The organism is Burkholderia sp. RS01 (assembly GCF_039748055.1).
Classification (GTDB): domain Bacteria; phylum Actinomycetota; class Actinomycetes; order Actinomycetales; family Micrococcaceae; genus Arthrobacter.
The window spans coordinates 1-20,013 of sequence record NZ_JBDLAK010000023.1 but is presented as its reverse complement, the minus strand read 5'-3'; the positions used below and the strand labels follow the sequence as shown (position 1 = coordinate 20,013).

The window sequence follows — 20,013 nt, the reverse complement described above, 5'->3', positions numbered from 1 at the left end:
AGACAGTCCTGTCCACGACACAGCAGGCCATCAGGCCGCTCGTGCGAATCGAGAACGTACGCAAGAGCTTCGGCAAAAACGAAGTGCTCAAAGACATCACCCTAGACGTCAACGCAGGCGAAGTGACGTGCCTGCTGGGTCCCTCCGGCTCCGGAAAGTCGACCCTTCTCCGCTGCATCAACCATCTGGAAAGCATCGACGGCGGCCGGATCTACGTTGACGAGGACCTGATCGGGTACCGGCAGCAAGGCGAGAAGATCTACGAAATGCACCCGAAGGAAATCGCCCGGCAACGCCGCAACATCGGCATGGTTTTCCAGAAGTTCAACCTCTTCCCCCACAAGACCGCCATCGAAAACATCACCGAAGCCCCCACCGGGGTCAAGGGGCTGCCCAAAGCAGACGCCCTGAAGCGGGCCATGGAGCTTCTCGACAGAGTGGGACTGGCCGACTGGGCCGGCCACTACCCCGCTCAGCTCTCCGGCGGCCAGCAGCAACGGGTGGCCATCGCGCGAGCACTGGCCATGGATCCAAAGCTGATGCTCTTCGACGAGCCCACTTCCGCGCTGGATCCGGAACTTGTCGGAGATGTCCTCGACGTCATGCGCTCCCTCGCATCCCAAGGCATGACCATGATCGTCGTAACGCACGAAATAGGGTTCGCCCGCGGGGCCGGAGACCAAGTCGTCTTCATGGACGGAGGCGTCGTCGTTGAGCAAGGCGACCCCGCGCAGGTCATCAGCGCACCCCGGCACGAGCGCACAAAAGCATTCATCGAAAGCGTCCTCAAATAGCCGAACGGACAGTGGGCAGGCGCCGGCCATTCCTTAAGCCGGCACCTGCCCCGTCTCCACGTGCAGACAGGCGCCGCGCCCAGCCGGGAACCATCGTGGGCTTCGTCCCGATCACGTCGCGGACACGATGTGGATTCAACGTGCCACGAGTCAGCGGCGGCACGGCTTGGAGTGCGGTTCGTAGCCGAACTTTATGTCCACCTTGACCACCGGGCGGACGGAACCGCGGTGGCGAACCGTGCCGGACACCAGCTCGACTTGGAGCGGGCTGCCAGCCGCACACGCCAGGTTGTTGAGCACAGGACCATCACCGCCGAGGGCGCGGTGATCCAAGTCCGGCCGGACACCATCTGCATCCACTCCGATTTGCCTAACTCCGTCGAATTGGCCATATCCGTCCGCCGGGCACTCCTCGAGCAGCCGTAAGCATCCTGTGCGTGTCGGAAGGCCGCAAGGCTTGGTGCTTTCAGGTTCAGAAGCCGGTCTGCCTCCCGCTAGAGATCGGACAAGCAGCCAGATTGCGGGAGCGGTCTTCCCGCCCTTAGGACACGAAAGCACGAAATGAACGTCAAGCTGGCGCAGAAGGGGTAGCTGATCGGCTGAAGGTTAGCTTCCGCTTGGCACCAGCCCGGTAGACGGAGGGAGCGTTGCACGAGAGGCAATCAAGCTCTTTCGATGATCGTTCTGCCAGTGACTGTCCATTTGGCTGAACTCCAGGCTCCCCAATCGCATCCGTCCAACCCGTTTCATCGCTTCCTTTCACCTGAAATGAGAATGACTACGTCCTCACCCGAAGAGGAAGATGGCTTCATCCGATCATTCCTGGGGCAAGGTCTTCAGGCTCCCTAGCGCCCTGTCAATGTCGATTGACTCGATGGCCGTGCCCTTGCGGGCGACGATGGTGCCCCAGCGGTTGTGCGCCACGGAGTCGACTGCGGCCTTGCCCAGCCTCGTAGCCAGAACGCGGTCGAACGCTGATCAGGCGGCGATGGCTTGCCGGGCTGCCTGCCCCGGCTTGATTCCTAATGCCGCAAACGTTTGCGGATCAATATCGATCCAGCATGCGACCACCAGACGTCCGTCCACCTGCTTCGGCGGGCCTGCGCGGTGCGCGTGTATGCCGATCCGGCGGAACAGCCGCTCCATGCTCGCGAACGTCACGCCGATCAGCTGCCGCGCGCCGAGCTGCGCCGCGCATTCGACCACGGCCGCGAGCATCGGCCGCACGGCCCACTCGGCATTGCCCGACCCGCCTTCGTCGTCGGTCGCCGCGAACCTGGACAGCTCCCAGACGGCCGCCGATTGCGGCAGCGGCATGTCTGCGGCGATCAGGTCGGCGAACAGCGACTGCAGCAGATACGGGCGCGTCGTGGGCAGCAGGCGCGCACATCCGCACACGTCGCCGCCGGCATTTCGCGCGAACACGTACACGGTATCGTCGCGATCGAACTGGTCGCGCTCGAAGCTTTCGTTCGCCGACGGGAGCTCCCAACCGAGTTGTTCGACGAACACGCGGCGCCGGTAGCGCCCGAGATCCGCTGCAAGTTCGTGTGGTAACCGCCCTTCTTCGTGAACGAAGGTCCGCATGGGCACTCCCCCACGTTGTATGTGGCCAAGCAAGGTGGCGCGGCTTTCGATTCCGGTCGGTGCTTCAATCTCGGGGGCGACCTTTTCGCCGATTCCGCTCAGGCATGGGCGTCCGAATGTATCGCGCCAGTGCTCTGAGTGCGCAGCTTTCTGGCCCTGTTCGATGAATCCCTCCGGCAAGACGGCGAGGGGGCCGACCCCCCGCTGGGCATCCTGGACCCAGATGGCCATCTTGGCTGCCGATACCGGTTGTTCAGCGGTGAGAATGGCGTGGGCGCCCGCCGCCGTGCCCGCGTGGAGGGCGCGATCCAGCCGGCATATCGTCCAATGACTCCGGCGACCATGATCGGTGGGCTGGTTCTCCGGTGGTCCGCAGCCTGTCGATGGCCTCTGTGACGACCTGTACTTCTGTGTTGAATACGAAGTGTAGTCGGTGGCCGCAAATTCGTCGTCCCCACCTAGCGAGCCCCCGAGCTCCCCGCCCGGGGCTTCTCCTCTAGTCCTCCAGCACCCCATTGCAGAGACGGCTGACCACTTCGGTGAGCATGGCGAGACCGGCGACGATGTCCTCGTCGGTGGTGTATTCGTGCTCGTTGTGGGAGATTCCGTCCACGCTGGGGACGAACAGCATCACGGTGGGGACGAGGTCCTTCATGTTGATGGAGTCGTGCCCGGCGAGGGTCATGACCTGCTTGCTGGACAGTCCCAGGTCCGCGGCGACCTTGGCTGCGAGTTCCACTCCTTGGGTCTGGTAGGGCGTGACCGGCCAGGAGTGCGAGTGGTTCCGTTCGACAGTGATGTTCGCTGCCCGTTCAATAGCCGGGATCCGTTCGTGGAGCAGGGCGTCAGCCTCGGCCAGGACGGACTCGTCCGCGCTGCGCAGGTCCAGCAGGAGGTTCACCCTGGACGGGACCACCACCGGCGAGTTGGGGTACACGGTCAGTTCGCCCACCGAGGTGTGCAGCACGCCGGGAAACCTGTCAGCCAGTTCGCGGGCGGCCACCACCAGCATGGCGGCGCCGAGGAGGGCGTCCTTGCGGTCCGCGATCACGGTGGAGCCGGTGTGGGCCTGTTCGCCGTGGACCACAAACTCGTACTTGTTGGCGGCCCAGCTGGACTGTACCAGGCCGATGGTGATGCCCTCGCGCTCCATGCTGCGGCCCTGTTCAATGTGGATTTCGGCGCAGTAGGCGGCCACGGGCCCTTCGTAGTCGCCGCGGCAGCCGATCCCGTCCAGCGCTTCACGGACAGTAATTCCCTGGGTGTCCCTGGTGTCCAGGGCCGTTTCCAGGGCAAGCTTGCCGGTGTAGACGGAGGACCCCATCATGGACGGCTTGAAACGGGAGCCTTCCTCGTTGAACCAGTTCACGACGGCGACGTTGAACTTTGGCGTGGCGGCGCCGCCGGCCCATTTCTCCACCAGCCGGAATGCTGCGTGGGCGGCGGCGAGGACACCGAACGCACCGTCGTAGCGGCCCGCCGTCGGCTGTGAATCCATGTGCGAGCCGACCACCACAAACGGTGCGCCCGGTACGGCCTCGAAGAGGCCCCACTGGTTGCCGGCGCGGTCGAACTTCACGGTGAATCCTTGGGCTTCCAGCAGGCCTGTCAGCCAGCGGCGTTGCTCCCCGTCGGCGGGGGTTGCCGCCTGGCGGTCCACGCCGCCGTTGTCGGTGGCACCGAACCGGCTCATGGTGCGGAAATCTTCAACGAAGGCGGCGTCGGGGGCGGTGAAGGTGGGTGTGCTGGTCATGGTGTTCCCCTATGAACGGTGGTGGTCGGAAAGTTGGTGGTCGGTGGTGGTCGGAAAGTTGGTGGTCGGTGGTGGTCGGAAAGTTGGTGGTCGGTGGTTGGTGAAGCGGGTGGCTGGCTGGCGGCGGGTGCGTCCGCCTGGTAGGTGAAAGAACCGCCGACGGCGGTGGCCAGGACGTTGAGGTCGGTGATGTTGGCGGCGGTCAGGGGCGATCCGGAAAGGACGGTGAAGTCCGCCAGTTTGCCGGGGGCCAGTGATCCTTTCACGGCGCCTGCGCCGGTGGCTGCGGCCGCACCGGTGGTGTAGGCAGCGAGGGCCTGGTGCGGGCTGAGCCGTTCGTCCGGGTTGCCGAATACTCCGCCGGAGGCCATTTTGCGCTCCACGAAGGCCTGCATTCCCTTGAGCACGTCGCCGTCGGCCACCGGCCGGTCCGAACTTCCGGCCACCGTCACGCCGGCCGCGAGGAACGTCGCTGCCCGGTAGGCCCAGCCGAGCCGAGCGGTGCCCAGTGATTCCGTCATGCCGTCGCCGCCGTCCCGGAAGAAGCTTGCCTGCGGCGTTACCGCGATGCCGGCCGCGGCCAGGGCTGCCAGCTGTTCGGGCCTGACCATGGACGCGTGTTCGATCCGGTTCGGCAGTGCCCTGCGCCCGTATTTGGCCGTGCAGCCGGCCAGGGCGTCGATTGCAACGTCCACCGCGCGGTCGCCGATGGCGTGCGCGGCGATGGCCCACCCCGCGGCGTAAGCGGCCTCGATCCTGGCCCTCAACTGGCGCGGATCTGCCTGGAAATATCCGCGGTTGCCGGTGTTGTCCTGCCGGCCGTGGCTGCAGAACTCCTCGCTGACCGCCGCTGTCTCCCCCAGCAGCGAACCGTCGAGGAAAACTTTCGCGGGGCCGAGGGAAAGCATGTCGTCGCCGAAGCCGCTGGCGACGCCAAGGTCCAGGCCGATCGGCCCGGCAGGGCCGGAAGCGCCGGGAGCGAACCCTTCCAGTGGATGGAGAACGTCCAGCACAGGCATCACCTGCGCACGTGCGTGCAGCCTGCCCGCCGCCAGGGCACGCTGGTAGGCGGCGAACTCTACGGGGCTGTGCCCGATCCAGCCTCCCCCGATCCCCGCTTCGGTGAAGCTGGTGATCCCTTCCGAGGCGTAATGACGGGTGGCACCGTCCAATGCGTCCTCGAGGGCCTCGAGGGAGTACGGCAGGATGAGCCCCTGGATCAGCTGCTGCGCTGTTTCCTGGACCAGGCCTGTGGGACTGCCGCCGGCGTCGCGGACGATCACGCCGCCGTCGGGGTCCGGGAACGACGGCGAGTGGGCACCTGCCAGCTTCAAAGCGGCGGTGTTGACCACCGCCATATGCCCGGAGTTGTGCCGGATGAGCAGCGGCCGGTCCCCCGTGATCCGGTCCAGCACCGCGATGTCGGGAAAGGCCCCGCCGTGGTGGTGCTGGTTGAAGCCCGAGGCCAGGAGCCAGGATTCCGCCTGCCCCGACCGGGCCGATTCACGCCCGGCCGGCGCGGACCCGGGGGCCGCTTCCGCCTCCACCAGTGCGTACAGCTGGTCCAGCCCCCGGGCACCGGAAACGTCCAGTTCCGCAAGGCCGAGTCCAAACCACGCGGCGTGGCAGTGCGCGTCGATGAAGCCCGGCGTCACCGTGGCGCCGCCCATGTCCCGGACTTCAGCCGCGGCCAGCCCGTCCACGTCGCCGTCGAGGCCCACGATGCGCCCCTGCCACACCCCCAGCGCATTGGCCCGCGGACGGTCAGCAGACATCGTGATGATGTCCGCGTTGCGCAGCAGCAGGTCAAGTTTCATGGTGGGGTGCCTTGTCTAGCGGTGTGAGGTGGTGACGGATTTGATCCGGGTGTAGTCCTCGAGTCCGTAGACGGAGAGGTCCTTGCCGGTGCCGGAGTGCTTGAAGCCGCCGTGCGGGGCCTCGGCCGGGATCACCTGGTGGCAGTTGATCCACACGGCCCCGAAATCCAGCTCCATGGACACCCTGGTGACCACTCCGTGGTTCTCGGACCAGACGCTGGAGGCCAGCGCGTACTTGGTGCCGTTGGCCAGCTCAATGGCCTCCTCCTCCGTGGCGAACGACTGCACGGTCAGCACGGGACCGAAGATCTCGTCGCACACCACCTCATCGCTCTGGAAGACGCCGTCGATCACCGTGGGCTCGAAGTAGTAGCCCGTGCCGGTGCGCTTGCCGCCGGCGAGGACCGTAGCGTTGGCCGGCAGCCGGGACATGAAGCCCTCCACCCGCTCAAGCTGCGCGGCGCTGTTCAGCGGGCCGAGGTCCGCGTCGTCCCCGCCCACGGTGAGCGCGGCCGCCGCGGACCCGAGTGCCGCCGCGAACTCGGCGTGGATGGACTGCTCCACCAGTACACGGGTCACTGCGGTGCAGTCCTGGCCGGCGTTGAAGAACGCGCTCAGCGCGATTTCCTGGGCTGTCTGGGCGATGTCCACGTCGGCGAAGACGATCGCCGGCGCCTTGCCGCCGAGTTCCAGGTGGACGTCCTTGAGCGACTTAGCCGCGGCGGACATGACCTGTGCGCCGGCACGGGTGGAGCCGGTGATGGAGACCATTTCGGGGATCTCGTGATCGACCATGGCGGCACCGGTGTCACGGCCGCCGCAGACGATATTGACGACCCCGGCCGGGAACACCTCCTGGGCCAGTTCGCCCAGGAGCACCGTGGACCACGGTGTGGTGTCGGCGGGCTTGAGGACCAGGGTGTTGCCGGCGGCCAGGGCAGGGCCGATCTTCCAGATGGCCATCATGAACGGGTAGTTCCACGGGGTGATCTGCGCGACCACGCCCAGCGGCTCGCGCCGGATGGTGGAGGTGAAGCCCTGGACGTACTCCGTGGAAGCCGTCCCGGACACCACCCGGCAGGCGCCGGCGAAGAACCGCAGCTGGTCCGCGCCGCGCAGGATCTCCAGTTCACGGGTCGCGGCCCGGGGCTTGCCCGTGCACGCAACCTCGGCCTCCAGCAGGCGGTCCGCGTTGGTTTCGATGAGGTCAGCGAGCTGCAGCAGCAGCGCCTGGCGTTCGCCCGGCGTCGTGCGCTTGTAGGCCTTGAACGCCTGCTGCGCGGCCCGGAAGGCGAGGTCCGCGGTGGCGGCGTTGCTGTCCGGGGCGGTGCCGATCTGGAGTCCCGTTGCTGGGTCGAAGAACGGCAGGGAGCCCGGAGCCGAAACGGACTGGCCGTTGATGATGTTGTTCAGCGTGATCATGGAATGCTCCGGTCAGTTACTGGCGGTCTTGGGTGAACGGGTGGCGGGGTCCTGCGGCAGGTGCAGCACGGCCGGGAGCCCCGAATCGGCGGCGCGGCGGAAAGCTGCGGCGAAGTCCTCGGCCCTGTCCACGCGTTCCCCGTAGCCGCCATAGGAGCGGGCCAGGGCGGCGAAGTCCGGATTGGTCATGTGCGTTCCGGACGGACGGCCCGGGTAGTGGCCTTCCTGGTGTTCGCGAATAGTGGCGAAGATGCCGTTGTCCACCACCAGGACGATGAACCTGCCGCCGTGCCCCATGGCTGTGGCCAGTTCCTGGCCGTTCATCAGGAAACAGCCGTCGCCGGCAACGGAGATGACCTGCCGGCCCGGGAAGGCCAGCGAAGCGGCCACGGCGGCGGGGATGCCCATGCCCATGGCGCCGTTGCGCGGTGCCGCGAGGGAGTTGGCACTGTTGTGCTTCAGGTAGCGGGCCGGCCACAGCGTGTGGTTCCCGGCCCCGTAGGTGATGACGGCGTCGTCGTCCATTTCCTGCTTCAGGATTTCCATCACGACGGCGAGGTCCACCCCCGTCCCGCCGTCCGGCTGGGCGGAGGAGAACTTTTCGTAATCGGCGCGGGCCTCGGCCAGCCAGCCGGCTGCGGGCTGTACAGCGGATGCAGTGGCAGCGAGGGCGTGCGAGAACGATGCCACATGGGCGGGAATGTGCTGATCCAACCGACCGAAGTGGCCCAGGAGGTCGGCATCGAGGTTGACCACCACGGTGACGGCATCCAGGCCGCGCTTATAGCCATCCGAGAGAACGTCGGCGCGGACGCAACCCACGAAGACCAGCAGGTCTGCTTCGTCGAGCCGGCGGGCGTTGTCGTCGCTTCGGGCGTAGCCGAGGTAGCCGGCGTAGGCGTCGCTATTGTGGGGAACGGCGTCGTAAGCGCGGAAGTCGGCAAGGACGGGCACGCCGTGCCGGGTAGCCCAGCCGGCCAACGCTTCGGAAGAAGCCTGGTTCCAGCCTTCACCGCCCACCACGATCAGCGGCTTGCGTGCTGCCGCCAGGCGCTGCTCCAGCGCGGCGAGGTCCGAGGGTGTCGGTTCGGTCCGTGCAACGGCGCGGGGTTCCACCGTCCCGGACTCAATGGCGTGGACCAGGACGTCCTCGGGGAGCCCGATCACCACCGGTCCGGGCCGGCCGCTCAGTGCGGTGAAGATCGCGTCGTCCACCACGCGGGCGGCGGAAGCGGCGTCGTCGAGCGTCACCACCTTCTTGGCGGTGCTGCCGAACCAGGCGTTGATGTCGAACTCCTGGAAGGATTCCCGGCCGCGGTCCGCCACCGGAATCAGCCCCACAAAAAGGATCAAGGGGGTGGCGTCCTGGTGGGCGGTGTGGATGGCAATGAAGGCATTGGCCGCACCGGGCCCGCGGGTCACCATGGCCACCCCGGGCAGCTCAGTGAGCCGGCCCTCGGCGAGGGCCATAAAGCCCGCGCCGCCTTCGTGCCGGGACACCACGGTTTCAATGGAGGAACCGTGCAGGCCGTCCAGGACATCCAGGAAGCTTTCGCCGGGGACTCCGTAGACGCGCTGGATGCCAGCCCGTTCAAGCTGGGCAACGATGAGGTGCCCCGCGGTGGTTGTTGTACTCAATGCTTATACCTTCTTCTTCGATACTGAGGCGGGCAAAACCATCTCTGAGAGCGTGGCAGGACCGACACGACCAGCGGGACGACAAATTCAGACCCGGATACTGCGAACGCGCGGCTCCTGTCGCCGCCGGCCGCGTGATGTGGCTCACCCGTGGGCCTCACTCCATTCTTCCAGTAGGTTCACCCAAAATAACTAGCAATACACCACGGGATTTTGGCCCTAGAATGTGAGAATGCACAACAGTCAGGACAACGCCTCCCGCTGGGGAGAACTGGTGGAGCGGCTGCACGGGCGCCTCGACGAACTCGTGGACCTCTTCATGGCCCGGGTTCAGGAGATTCCCGAGTATGCCGGCAACAGGGTGGGCCTCGAAGAACTCCGGGATACGGCCCGCGAGACGTTCCGCCGCCTCGTGGACGGGCTCCGAGACAAGGAGTTGCAGCAGTCGGGCCTCAATGGCGACCATGATTCGCTGATGCGGTTCTCCTCGGAACTTGGCACCAAGAGGGCGCGTGCCGGGATCTCCCCCGAGGCGCTGATCTCGGCCGTGCGTCTGGATTTCAGCATTCTGTGGGATGACCTGCTGCTGATCGCTGATCCCGAAGACGCAATGCTCCTCACGTCCCGCGTGGACAGGGTGTGGCGCGTTGTCGATGAATTCGCTACCCATACGCACTCGAGCTACTCGGCGGAACGGGTGCGCATGGCACAGGAGGCATCAAATATCCGCCGTGAATTCATCGCACGGCTTTTCAGCAAGTCCGAACTCTCTGCAGACACCATCAGCCAGGCGGCAGCAGCGCTTGTTACCGATCCTGACGCGCGGTTCTCCATAGTTGCGGCCAGCGGGGAGGCTGCGTCACAACTGCGCGCCATCGCAGCCCAGGGCCCGCAGTCCTCGCAGCGGCTCTTTGTGCACGAATTCGGCGGCAGCGCCTATGTTTTCTGGGCACTCGGCCGTGAATCCCGCGGAGGGGCACGACCTGGCCATCTCCCGGCCGGCATCGCCGGGATCCCCTGCGGCTATGTGGAAGGCTTTGCCGGCCTGCGCGCCCTCCCGTCCGCCGCCCGGACCGCCGAGCGGCTGGCCCTGCTCCTGCACCCCTCGGACAAGGGCCCCCTGACTGCCGCCGGCGCCTGGGCCAGGCTCGCCAAGCAGCAGCTCCAGGACGCCGGCCTGGATCTGTGGGCCGACCTGGACTCCGCACTCTCGCCGTGCCGTGGCGGAGAACGCGAACGCCTGGAGGAAACGGTTCGCCATTTCCTGTCCACAGGGAATATCACCACCACGGCACAGGCCCTTTTCTGCCACCGGAACACCATCCTCAACCGACTGAACCGCTTCCAGGACCTGACCGGGATCGACCTCACGGTCCCCTCCCAGGCAGCCCGGCTGGTGGTTGCGTGGGCATGACCCGGGCCCAAGCCCGACCTGCGCGGGGCGCGGCAGGACTTTTCTTCAGCATTGTGTGAACACACAATTTTGGCGGATTTTTGGTGGATTTTTTGCCATTGAACTGTGATGGCTGACACAGGATAGTGGGAAGCAACCTGCATCGGACAATCGTCCCCGCACCCCATCTGGAGAACTGATGGCTAACATGGTAAACACCACCGCCGCCGCTGCTACGGCACGGCTGGACCTCGCAAAAATGCGCAAAATCGCTCTCGCCAGCGTGATCGGAACCACCGTCGAGTGGTACGACCTCTTCGTTTTCGGAACAGCTTCCGCGCTGGTCTTCAACAAGATCTTCTTCCCCAGTTTCGACCCCATCGTGGGCACCATGCTCGCGTTCGGCACGTTCGCGTCGGCCTACATCGCCCGCATGGTGGGCGCCATCATCTTCGGCCACTTCGGTGACCGGCTGGGCCGCAAGTCCATGCTCCTCATCTCGCTGCTGACCATGGGCGCGGCCACCTTCGCCATCGGCCTGCTGCCGGACTACAACAGCATCGGCATCATGGCGCCCCTGCTGCTGCTCTTCCTCCGCGTCATCCAGGGCCTGGCCCTCGGCGGTGAATGGGGCGGAGCCGTGCTGATGACGGTTGAACACGCGCCTCCTACCCGGCGCGGCTTCTACGGTTCGCTGGTCCAGGTGGGCGTACCCGCCGGAACCCTGATCGCCAACGTGGCCTTCCTGATCGTCGCCTCGAGTGTCAGCACCGAAGCCCTCCTCAGCTGGGGCTGGCGCATCCCGTTCATGGCTTCCGCACTGCTTGTGGCCGTGGGCATCTACATCCGGCTCCACATCGAGGAGACCCCGTCCTTCCAGGCAGTCAAGGATGCCGGCGCCAAGGCCAAGCTGCCCTTCGCGGCCCTGATGGCCAAGTACTGGAAGCAGGTCATCCTGGGCGGCGTTGCCACGCTGTCCACCGGCAGTACGTTCACCCTGCTCGTTGCCTCCGGCGTCTCCTACGGCAAGAAGGAACTGGGGCACTCCGAGGCCCTCATGCTGTGGGTCGTGCTGGCCGCCTGTGCCCTGTGCTTTGTCCTGATCCCCTTCTTCGGCCAGCTCTCCGACAGGTACGGCCGCAAGCCGATCATCTACGCCGGCGTGATCGCCGAGGCAGCCCTGGCCTTCCCGATGTTCTGGCTCATGGACACCAAGTCCGTGCCGCTCCTGTTCGTCGCCTACCTGGCCATGATGACGGCCTTCGCCGCCAACTACGGGCCCATCGCCACGTTCCTTGCCGAACTGTTCGGCTCCAAGGTCCGCTACTCGGGCCTGTCGGTTGCCTACATGCTTTCCGGCCTTCTCGGCAGCGCCGCAACACCCTTCATCACCACCTGGCTGCTCGGCGTGACGCACCAGAGCTCGTCCATCGCCTGGTACATCATGGCCGCCGCCCTTGTCTCCCTGGGGGCATTGTTTGTCCTGACGGAAACCAGGCACGGCAACATCGACGCCGTGGACATGGCACCCGCTGAGGCCGGCCAGGCGGTGGCCGCTAAGTGACTGCCGCGCCCCTGACGTCAGCAGCCGACGGCGGCACCGTACGCCGGATCGCCGAAATCCCCGGCGGGGCGGCCGCCGTCGGGCCCTTCTCCCAGGCGGTGGTGGCCAACGGGTTCGTATTCACCGCCGGCCAGATCCCCGCGATCAGCCGCCTGGACGACCAGCCGGAATCCTTCACGGAGCAGGTGCGCCAGACCATCCGGAACCTGGAGTCGGTGCTGAAGGCCGCCGGGTCGGGCCTGGAACACGTGGTCAAAGTGAACACGTACCTCACCGACCCCGGCCAGCTCGAGGAGTACAACCGCGTGTATGTGGAGTTCTTCGGCGCCGCCAAGCCTGCCCGGACATCGGTCTGCGTCAGCCTGTGGGGCGTTGCGCTGGAAATCGAATGCGTGGCGGTGGTCCCGTCCGGGGCCGCCGTGGCGGTGGCCCCGTGAGCGTCGTCGGCGTCCAGGACGCCAGTGACACGCTGGCGGACAGGATCGCGGACGTCAGCTATCCCACCATCGGCCATTTCCTGGAGGACGGCTTCCTGGACCCGGCCATCCAGTCCCTGCTCGACGGCGCCAAGGTCGCCGGACCGGCAGTGACAGTGCGGATCGCCGGGAACGACGCCTTCGCCATGAACCGTGCCCTGCTGGCGCTGTACCCCGGCGCGGTGCTGGTGGTGGACATGTCCGGTGACCACCGGCATGCCCCCGTCGGAGCTGTCACGGCAGCCGCGGCAACGGCACAGGGCGCCGCCGGCGTAGTGGTCGACGGCGTCGCCACGGACCTCCCGGAGCTCCGGGCCACCGGCCTTCCGGTGTTCTCCCGCGGCACGTCATGCCTGACCACCAAACGGATTCACCACGACGGTTCCGCCGTCAACGTCCCCGTGATGTGCGGCGGCGTCGAGGTCCATCCCGGCGACTGGGTGCTGGGCGACGACAATGGCGTGATCGTGCTGACCCAGGAAGAGGCGACAGCTGTCCTGGAGCGGGCACTGGCATCGGACGCGGCGGAGCCGGAACTGCTGGCACGGATCGCCGCGGGTGAACCACTCGAATCGCTGCTCGTGCACTGAAGCGTCTGACCGCCGCACGCTGCCAACCCACGCGCTGCCAGCAGCGTGCTGGCTGGCAGCGTGCGGCGATTAACCGGCACCGGGACCCCAGTCGAGTTGAGGCTTCTGGGGCGAGCACGAACCGGCGTGCCCGCTCAGCTGGTGACGTCAGACCCCAGGACTTCACCGAGGGCTCGAACGGAATCGGCCTGTTGACGCTGGTAGAGCTCGTTCGGGTCTGCCACGGTCCGTCCGACGATTTGCGACATCATCGAAATGTCGACGTCCGTGCCGGTCTGGGCGTCGTCGCGGGTTCCCTCGTCAGTGAGGTTGGACTGGAAAATCCCGGCGGCGGACCGTGGCAGGAAGTCCTCATAGACGATTGGTTCAAGGAGTGCGACGCCGTTTTCAATCAGCACGTCCAGAGACACCGTGCGCCCCTGCAGGGAACCGCCGTAATGCGCCGCCAAGGCGTCGTCGTCGACCGCGTAGGTGAAGTAGGCCAGCTTCTTCAGCGCCAGCTCTTTCTCGGTACGGGGTAGGCTTTCCTCCCAGACTCCCCGGGCAACGTCGACGCGGACGCCGTGGCCCTCGCCTGCGGCCAGGCGGCGGTCGGTTTCCGCGGCCATCCGGTCGTAGAGGCCACGTCCGGCCGGGGTGAGCGCGATGCCGCGCTGTTCGACTTCGCCGAAACGAACGCGCAATGCTCCAGGAGCCACAGTTCCGTCTTCGAAGCGGAAGGTCCGTTCTTCGGCGAGGGCGCGGAAGGAGGTCTGGCGCAGCAGAATGTCCGGACCATCCCAACGCGGCGGCCCTTGGATCTCGTCGATCATGGTGATCCCGCTGGCCTCCATCCGTGCGTAGAGGTCGTCAATGTCAAGGACCCTGGGGGTGAGGTGGTTGATGTGGGTGGTGGTCACGCCGCCGATGTCCGCGGCGACCGCCGAGACGGCTTCGAGCTTCCTGTACCAGGCTTTGTCGACGGGGTCGTCGGAAAGTTTGAAGGCGGCAGTAGAGAGATCAAGGAGCCGAGTCCCGTCAGTCTCGTCTAGGCCGGCATTGGAAGCGGACTTGTCGGCCAGCTCCAGAAGCTCATCGGGGAACAGGGTACGGGCGCCGATGAACTCGCGCAGGCGTTCTTGAAGTTCCTCGGTGAAGAAACGGGGGTCGTCGGCAGCGAGCATGGAGGTGAAGACTCGGAACGGGTTCCGGGCCAGTTCGTCGCGGTCCACCGGGCGGAATGCGGTGGAGACGACGGGGACTGATGACTTGGACGCGTCCCGCAGGTCATAGAAGCCCACGGGGTGCATTCCGAAGCCAGCGAAAACATGGGCGACCTGGGCCATTTCTTTGGCAGATCCAACTCGGATGGCTCCGTGGCGTTCGGCGGTGACCCGGGCGATGCTGCCAAGTCGCTCCGCTTCAGCGCCTTTGCGCCTGAGGAAGTCTTCATTGACCTCGGTGGATACCTCAACAAGAGTGTTGTAGGCGGGCACTTCTTCTCCGTACATGACGGACAGCCTGCGGGCGAATTCGGCCCGTAGCTGCCATAGCTCAAGGAATGACATTAAGTTCCTTCCGGTTTGGCAGTAGGAGCTACGTGCCGGGGCAGCCTTCGATAATAACTGGCCCAGTCGCATGGTTTGGTGCTTCCGCTTGCGGGGTGTGCGCCGAAGGCCAACGATGAATGCGAGGATCCAGGTCTGTTCGGCGGCCCCAATCCGCCCTAACGCCGGTGCTGTCCGAAAAAAATACATGCCGAGGATCCTCGTAGGTCATTGTCCGAGAGCCGGCCGCCGACGATTCAGTAATAGGAGGCCGGCACGGATGAACCACTGAAGGGGACCCGGCAAGAAGTTTTGCCTCCAGCCCGGCAGTCTTTAGCCATGGAAACATCGACAAGACCCTGACATTCAGGAATCGTTCGCAGCGTACCCTGCCACTCGTTCTCCCGGACGGCGGGATCCCCTCTTGAAGACCGTGCTGGAACTGCTCGATCTTTTGGGTGAGATTCAGTGCCGTTGCAGGTTTGATTCAAGGCCGGCCGCCCCGCAGAAGTGCCCGCAGGCCCGTCCCATCTCCGCGCCACGGCCTGAACCCACGTAATAGGCCGATGATCTGGCGTTGAGACTTTCGCCGAAGGCATTTTCGGAAACGGCCGGCCAGCCCTTTCGTCCCCTATGCGCCGCGCACGAGACCACCGTCGACCCAGATGGTCTGGCCGGTCATAAACGCAGCGTCGTCGCTGACCAGGAAGGCGAGGGCTCCGACCAGATCCTCCGGCTCCTCCACGCGCTTGATCGCCTGCAGCTGCGGCACGATCTCAAAGAACTCGGCAGGGCCAGATGCCGTGCCGGGGGTTCGCACGAGGCTCGGGCCAATCGCGTTAACCGTGATACCAGACTCGGCGAGCTCGGTAGCGGCGCCACGGGTAAGACCTATGACCGCCATCTTGGACGCAAAGTAGTGCGCGAAGCCGGTCATGACTAGGTTCACCGAATTGCTCACCATATTGACGATGCGCCCGTAGCCGCGCTCCTTCATGCCCGTCGAGTATGCCTGTATGCAGGAGAACACAGATTGCGCGTTGATAGTCATGGTCTGCTGGTACTGCGCCAGCGACATGTCTGCGAGCGGAACATTCGGGTAGATGCCGGCGTTGTTGACGAGGATGTCAACGGTCCCGACAGCGGCTTCGACCTCCGACACGCTTGCGAGCACAGCCTCGTGGTTGGTCAGGTCGAGTCGAATGCCCACGGCGTCGACGCCGAAGGCGCGGACCTCGTCGAGCACGGCGGAGGCGTCCGCCAGATCGAGGATCGCGATGTTGGCCCCCTCGCTAGCGAGGCGAAGCGCGTACGCGCGGCCCACGCCACTGGCCGCGCCCGTTACAACCGCGGTACGGCCTGTGAATCGTCCTGTCATGCCCTTGCTCCTTCTGTCTTGTTCTTACGCATTGCCCCGAGTGTCGAGGCAACTGCCTTGAGATAGTCATCGGTCATACTGTCGGCGTAACGCTGCTCCTCGGCCGAGCCGGGCTCAACTCCGGAGATTACGAGCGCGAAGCTGAATCGCAGGTGCAGATCGTCGTCCTCACCCTCGATCTCGTTGGCAATGGTGCCCAGGACCGGGCCCGCGATGCGCGTGAAGACGACCCGGCGCGGCTCGAGCAGTGTGATTCGTTCGCGGTGGGGCTCGCCGCGCAGCACTATGTCGCGGTCGAAGACCGTATCGCTGTGCCGTTCGGTGACAACACAGTCGGTCATAGCAGCGACGAACGGCAGCGCGTTGTTCGCTTTCAGGACAAGGCCGTCCCAAACGTCGGCACGTTTCAGCACGGGTTGGCCGTTTTCGTTGACCGGAAGGGACTGGCTGACGAAGATCATGGTTGCCTCCTCGGCGTGTTGAATGGTCAGGACGCGGCGAGTGCACTCAGCGGCGCGTAGATCGGGGCGACGTCTACCACGATCCGCCAATCAGAGATCTGGTCGCCGGTCCAGCGCAGGATGTCGACGCACGGCACCGTCACGACCTGGCCATCAAGGCGCGTGTAGTCCACGAGGAGCCACACAACAGTGACATCGGCTTCAACCTCCCACAGGTCCTGGATGCGGTGGCGGAGTCCGCCGATCGACGACCAGAAAGCCTCGACTCCTGCGATCACCGCATCGTGGCCGACAACCGACGGGTGATTGCCGAACGTGAAGACTACGTCGTCAGTGAGACCAGCGACGAAGCCGAAAGCGTTCTGGTTGTCTATAGAGTCGAGGGTTTCCTGCAAATTACGGGCCATGGTGCTTCTCCTTTGAAACGGTGTGGCGTGCTCTGGAATGAACCAGCGTGAGGCGTGTCGATATGCGGCCACACATTGCCGGACTTTTGACCGGGTTCGAATGACGCATCGATAGCTCAAAGTGTATGCAGTTGTACATGCAGGTCAAGCAATGTCCCGGTGAGCGGAACACAAGCAAAATAATGAGTGCACAAAGGTGACAACCGGCCTATGAGAACAACAGCTGTTGATCTCAGCGCAACTTCGCAGGGCTGGCGATTGGGTTTACAGCAGCTTGGCGGTCACGAGAGCGGCCCGATTCGGAACACCGTTGTCCGCTAACTCTTTCGCCCATTATCCCTCGAGGGCACCTTGATCCCATTAGCCCCGTGAGGCAGTTTCACAGGGGTCTATCGTCCGAATCGCCAAGATTCCCCGTCGGAGGACGAAGGTGGTCGATCGTCTCACTGGAGTCCGTGTTGATGCAGCCTCATTGGCGGGGCCTGGCAGCTTACCCCCGTCGGGGCGCCGATAGACGATAGGCTTACGGCATGACCCCAAGTCCCCGTATCATCGCCGAGGACTTCGCGGCGGCATGGAACGCGGCCGATCCTGTGGCGTTGGCGGCGCTCTTCGAAGAGGACGCCGACTTCGTCAACGTCGTCGGCCTGTGGTGGACAAACCGCAGGCAGATCCGGGACAACCATGCTTATGGCTTCCAGCACATGTTCCCGCACACTGTCATGGCACTTGAGCGCGTCACGGTTCGACAACTCGGGGCAGACGTTGCCGTTGTCCACGCGAGTTGGATAATGACCGGGCAGATCACGCCCGCTGGGGAAACGGCAGGGACCAGGCGTGGAGTCATCAGCTTCACTACAGTCCGGCAACAGACTGGGGGGTGGCTGGCGGTCAGTGCACAGAACACCGACGCCGTCCCGGGGATGCAAACTTACATTGCGACCAGCGAAGGACTAACGCCGGAGACTTACGCGGCCCGGCACGGCACCCGACCAGGGGCATAACGCCCACATCAGGATTCTAGTCAGGGTCAGTCTTTCGCTGCCGCGTGCTCCGATTCGCCTGCCAGGTTGGATTCGATCCGCTCCAGCAGCCGCATCGCCGTGGCGCGGTCTTCTTCGGCCAGTCCCGCCGTCGTCACCTCCTCCAGCCCCCGCCAGATCTCTTCCACCTGGTTCCGCAAGGCTTGCCCGGCGCGCGTGGCGCTCACCATGATGGTGCGGCGATCAACAGTTGAGGGTTTGCGCGTGACGAAACCAGATTGTTCCAGGCGCTGGAGCATTTTCGTAACGGTCGAAGGATCGAGGCCCAGCGTTTTGATCAGGTCCGTCTGACGCTGTTCCCCCTTCTCCCACAACGCCATCATCAGGACTTCCTGACCCGTGTAGAGCCCGGTATCACGCAACAGAGCCCCGGCAACAAGACGGTGAACCCTGGCGACGCGAAAAATGGCTTCACTAATGGGGGCACCTTCAATGGCGGGGACCGCCTCGTCGGCCGTATGAACTTTCCCACGTGCAGACATAACTACGACCTTCTTTCAGAGGGCAGCCAGGAGGGTTGGGGTTCCGGCACTGCCGTTGATCAACGCTTGGTCAACCAACAAGATTTTAGGCCATCTAAGGGAAGAACACGAGGAGCGCCGAAAATTCACCTACCCAGCGGGAATACTTTCCCAAAGCCCATAGTTGAAGAGATCATTGGCCGACCAACCAATCGGTTGAAGAGGGTGTTTCCCACCGGGAAGATACCCGCACCGTCACCCGCTAACCCACGACGTAGGAGAAACCACCATGTCCGAGCAGTCCTTTACCGCCCAGAACACCGCCATGCTGCTGATCGACCACCAGGTCGGCACGATGGGATGGGTCCGTTCCATCGAGTTCGACGAGCTCAAAGCCAACTCACTCGCCCTGGCCAAGACCGCCAAGGCCCTCGAGATCCCGCTGGTGCTGACCTCCTCCATGGAGGCATACGCCCAGGGTCCGCTGCTGTCCGAACTGGCGGATATCGCCCCCGAGGAGTTCGCCTCCCGCATTCAGCGCCAGGGCGTGGTGAACGCGCTCGATGACGAGAACTTCGCCGCAGCCGTCAAGGCCTCCGGCCGGCGCAAGCTGATCATCGCCGGCGTCACCAACGACGTCTGCACCGTCTACCCCACACTCACCGCACTGGCCGAAGGCTACGACGTCCAGGTCGTCGCCGACGCAGGAGGCTCCCCCACCACACGTGCCGACGAGATCGCCATCCGCCGGATGGAACGCGCCGGAGCCACCATCACCTCCACCAACCAGCTCCTGGCCGAACTCGCCGTCAGCTGGGCCAGCCCCGAAGGCACCGCCATCCTGCCCATCCTCAGCGAACTGCTCCCCCAGCAGTAACCACACGTCCGAAACAAACACCCCGTGGTCCAGCGGCGCCGGCCGGGCACACCCGAGCCGGCGCCACCCGCCACCGCCCTCGACATCCCCGCCGGGGTAGCCCGGAACCAATTTCACTCCCCCGGAAAGGCTTCACCATCATGCAGTTCGGAATATTCACCGTCGGTGACATCAGAACCGACCCCATCAGCGGTCAGACCCCCAGCGAACAGCAACGCCTGGAGATGATGGTGGCCCTCGCCGAGAAGGCCGAGGAAGTCGGCTTCGACGTCTTCGCCACCGGAGAACACCACAACCCACCCTTCGTGGCTTCCTCACCGACGACACTGCTCGGCTACATCGCCGCCAGAACCAAACGCATCATCCTCTCCACCTCAACAACCCTGATCACCACCAACGACCCGGTCAAAATCGCCGAGGACTTCGCCGTCCTGCAGAACCTCTCCGGCGGCCGCGTCGACCTCATGATGGGACGCGGAAACACCGGCCCCGTCTACCCCTGGTTCGGGAAAAACATCAGCGACGGCATCCCGCTCGCCATCGAAAACTACGCCCTCCTGCACCAGCTCTGGCGCAAAGACGTCGTCAACTGGCAGGGAAAGTTCCGCACACCCCTCACCGCCTTCACCTCCACCCCCCGACCACTGGGAGGAATCCCGCCCTTCGTATGGCACGGCTCCGTCCGCAGCCCCGAGATCGCCGAACAAGCCGCCTACTACGGCGACGGCTTCTTCGCCAACCACCTCTTCTTCCCCAAAAACCACTTCGTCAACCTCGTCAACCACTACCGCGACCGATACGAGTTCTACGGACACGGCACACGCGA

Annotated in this window: 19 protein-coding genes and 1 pseudogene; 9 read left to right on the top strand and 11 right to left on the bottom strand. The window is 64.9% G+C overall.

Annotation, left to right across the window (positions count from 1 at the left end; all coding sequences use genetic code 11):
* The first annotated feature begins 29 nt into the window (after positions 1–29).
* A complete protein-coding gene (locus ABFP37_RS18480; protein WP_347034514.1) occupies positions 30–794 on the top strand; it encodes an amino acid ABC transporter ATP-binding protein in 765 nt (254 codons plus the stop codon).
* 129 nt (positions 795–923) lie between these two features.
* Positions 924–1,220, top strand: a complete 297-nt coding sequence (locus ABFP37_RS18475) for a LamB/YcsF family protein (RefSeq protein WP_347034449.1) — start codon at positions 924–926, stop codon at positions 1,218–1,220.
* A gap of 552 nt (positions 1,221–1,772) precedes the next feature.
* On the opposite strand, the gene ABFP37_RS18470 is transcribed toward ABFP37_RS18475, so the two are convergent.
* From ABFP37_RS18470 to ABFP37_RS18445, 6 genes and pseudogenes are all read right to left on the bottom strand, one after another.
* Entirely contained in the window at positions 1,773–2,381 is a 609-nt protein-coding gene (locus ABFP37_RS18470) for an acyl-homoserine-lactone synthase (protein WP_131949441.1), read from the bottom strand.
* 9 nt (positions 2,382–2,390) lie between these two features.
* Positions 2,391–2,897: pseudogene (locus ABFP37_RS18465) on the bottom strand (6-phosphofructokinase); the annotation flags it as partial.
* Positions 2,878–4,134 carry a M20 family metallo-hydrolase gene (locus ABFP37_RS18460; RefSeq protein WP_347034448.1) on the bottom strand — a complete coding sequence of 419 codons (1,257 nt, stop codon included), beginning with the start codon at positions 4,132–4,134 and terminating at the stop codon, positions 2,878–2,880. The pseudogene ABFP37_RS18465 and the gene ABFP37_RS18460, both read right to left, overlap by 20 nt.
* Complete coding sequence (locus ABFP37_RS18455) at positions 4,131–5,951, bottom strand: amidohydrolase (RefSeq protein WP_347034447.1); 1,821 nt, start codon at positions 5,949–5,951, stop codon at positions 4,131–4,133. Before ABFP37_RS18455 ends, ABFP37_RS18460 begins: the two co-directional genes overlap by 4 nt.
* A 15-nt stretch (positions 5,952–5,966) precedes the next feature.
* A complete protein-coding gene (locus ABFP37_RS18450; RefSeq protein ID WP_347034446.1) occupies positions 5,967–7,373 on the bottom strand; it encodes a gamma-aminobutyraldehyde dehydrogenase in 1,407 nt (468 codons plus the stop codon).
* 12 nt (positions 7,374–7,385) lie between these two features.
* A complete protein-coding gene (locus ABFP37_RS18445) occupies positions 7,386–9,011 on the bottom strand; it encodes a thiamine pyrophosphate-dependent enzyme (RefSeq protein WP_347034445.1) in 1,626 nt (541 codons plus the stop codon).
* A 232-nt stretch (positions 9,012–9,243) separates the two neighbouring features.
* On the opposite strand from ABFP37_RS18445, the gene ABFP37_RS18440 reads away from it, so the two are divergent.
* The 4 genes from ABFP37_RS18440 to ABFP37_RS18425 all read left to right on the top strand — a co-directional run bounded on the left by ABFP37_RS18440 (position 9,244) and on the right by ABFP37_RS18425 (position 13,034).
* Entirely contained in the window at positions 9,244–10,425 is a 1,182-nt protein-coding gene (locus ABFP37_RS18440) for a helix-turn-helix domain-containing protein (protein ID WP_347034444.1), read from the top strand.
* A gap of 178 nt (positions 10,426–10,603) precedes the next feature.
* Positions 10,604–11,968, top strand: a complete 1,365-nt coding sequence (locus tag ABFP37_RS18435) for an MFS transporter (RefSeq protein WP_347034443.1) — start codon at positions 10,604–10,606, stop codon at positions 11,966–11,968.
* Positions 11,965–12,405 (top strand): RidA family protein, encoded by a 441-nt coding sequence (locus tag ABFP37_RS18430; RefSeq protein WP_347034442.1) that lies wholly within the window; start codon positions 11,965–11,967, stop codon positions 12,403–12,405. Before ABFP37_RS18435 ends, ABFP37_RS18430 begins: the two co-directional genes overlap by 4 nt.
* The gene (locus ABFP37_RS18425; RefSeq protein WP_347034441.1) at positions 12,402–13,034 is read left to right on the top strand and encodes an RraA family protein; all 633 of its coding nucleotides are present in this window, start codon (positions 12,402–12,404) and stop codon (positions 13,032–13,034) included. The genes ABFP37_RS18430 and ABFP37_RS18425 overlap by 4 nt, the downstream gene beginning before the upstream one ends.
* 134 nt (positions 13,035–13,168) lie before the next feature.
* Here the strand turns inward: ABFP37_RS18425 and ABFP37_RS18420 are convergent, their stop codons facing one another.
* The 4 genes from ABFP37_RS18420 to ABFP37_RS18405 form a co-directional block, all read right to left on the bottom strand.
* On the bottom strand, positions 13,169–14,581 hold the full coding sequence (locus ABFP37_RS18420) for a DUF1338 family protein (protein ID WP_347034440.1): 1,413 nt from the start codon (positions 14,579–14,581) through the stop codon (positions 13,169–13,171).
* Positions 14,582–15,191: 610 nt separating this feature from the next.
* Positions 15,192–15,938 carry an SDR family NAD(P)-dependent oxidoreductase gene (locus ABFP37_RS18415; protein WP_347034439.1) on the bottom strand — a complete coding sequence of 249 codons (747 nt, stop codon included), beginning with the start codon at positions 15,936–15,938 and terminating at the stop codon, positions 15,192–15,194.
* On the bottom strand, positions 15,935–16,399 hold the full coding sequence (locus ABFP37_RS18410) for an SRPBCC family protein (RefSeq protein WP_347034438.1): 465 nt from the start codon (positions 16,397–16,399) through the stop codon (positions 15,935–15,937). Before ABFP37_RS18410 ends, ABFP37_RS18415 begins: the two co-directional genes overlap by 4 nt.
* A gap of 26 nt (positions 16,400–16,425) precedes the next feature.
* On the bottom strand, positions 16,426–16,806 hold the full coding sequence (locus tag ABFP37_RS18405; protein ID WP_347034437.1) for a nuclear transport factor 2 family protein: 381 nt from the start codon (positions 16,804–16,806) through the stop codon (positions 16,426–16,428).
* Between the two features lie 530 nt (positions 16,807–17,336).
* On the opposite strand from ABFP37_RS18405, the gene ABFP37_RS18400 reads away from it, so the two are divergent.
* Positions 17,337–17,810 (top strand): SgcJ/EcaC family oxidoreductase, encoded by a 474-nt coding sequence (locus ABFP37_RS18400; RefSeq protein ID WP_347034436.1) that lies wholly within the window; start codon positions 17,337–17,339, stop codon positions 17,808–17,810.
* A 26-nt stretch (positions 17,811–17,836) separates the two neighbouring features.
* On the opposite strand, the gene ABFP37_RS18395 is transcribed toward ABFP37_RS18400, so the two are convergent.
* On the bottom strand, positions 17,837–18,331 hold the full coding sequence (locus tag ABFP37_RS18395; protein WP_347034435.1) for a MarR family transcriptional regulator: 495 nt from the start codon (positions 18,329–18,331) through the stop codon (positions 17,837–17,839).
* A 268-nt stretch (positions 18,332–18,599) separates the two neighbouring features.
* On the opposite strand from ABFP37_RS18395, the gene ABFP37_RS18390 reads away from it, so the two are divergent.
* Together ABFP37_RS18390 and ABFP37_RS18385 are read left to right on the top strand one after the other, a co-directional pair.
* On the top strand, positions 18,600–19,187 hold the full coding sequence (locus ABFP37_RS18390) for an isochorismatase family protein (protein ID WP_347034434.1): 588 nt from the start codon (positions 18,600–18,602) through the stop codon (positions 19,185–19,187).
* 140 nt (positions 19,188–19,327) lie between these two features.
* The coding region (locus tag ABFP37_RS18385) for an LLM class flavin-dependent oxidoreductase (RefSeq protein WP_347034433.1) at positions 19,328–20,013 on the top strand (686 nt) is incomplete at its 3' end.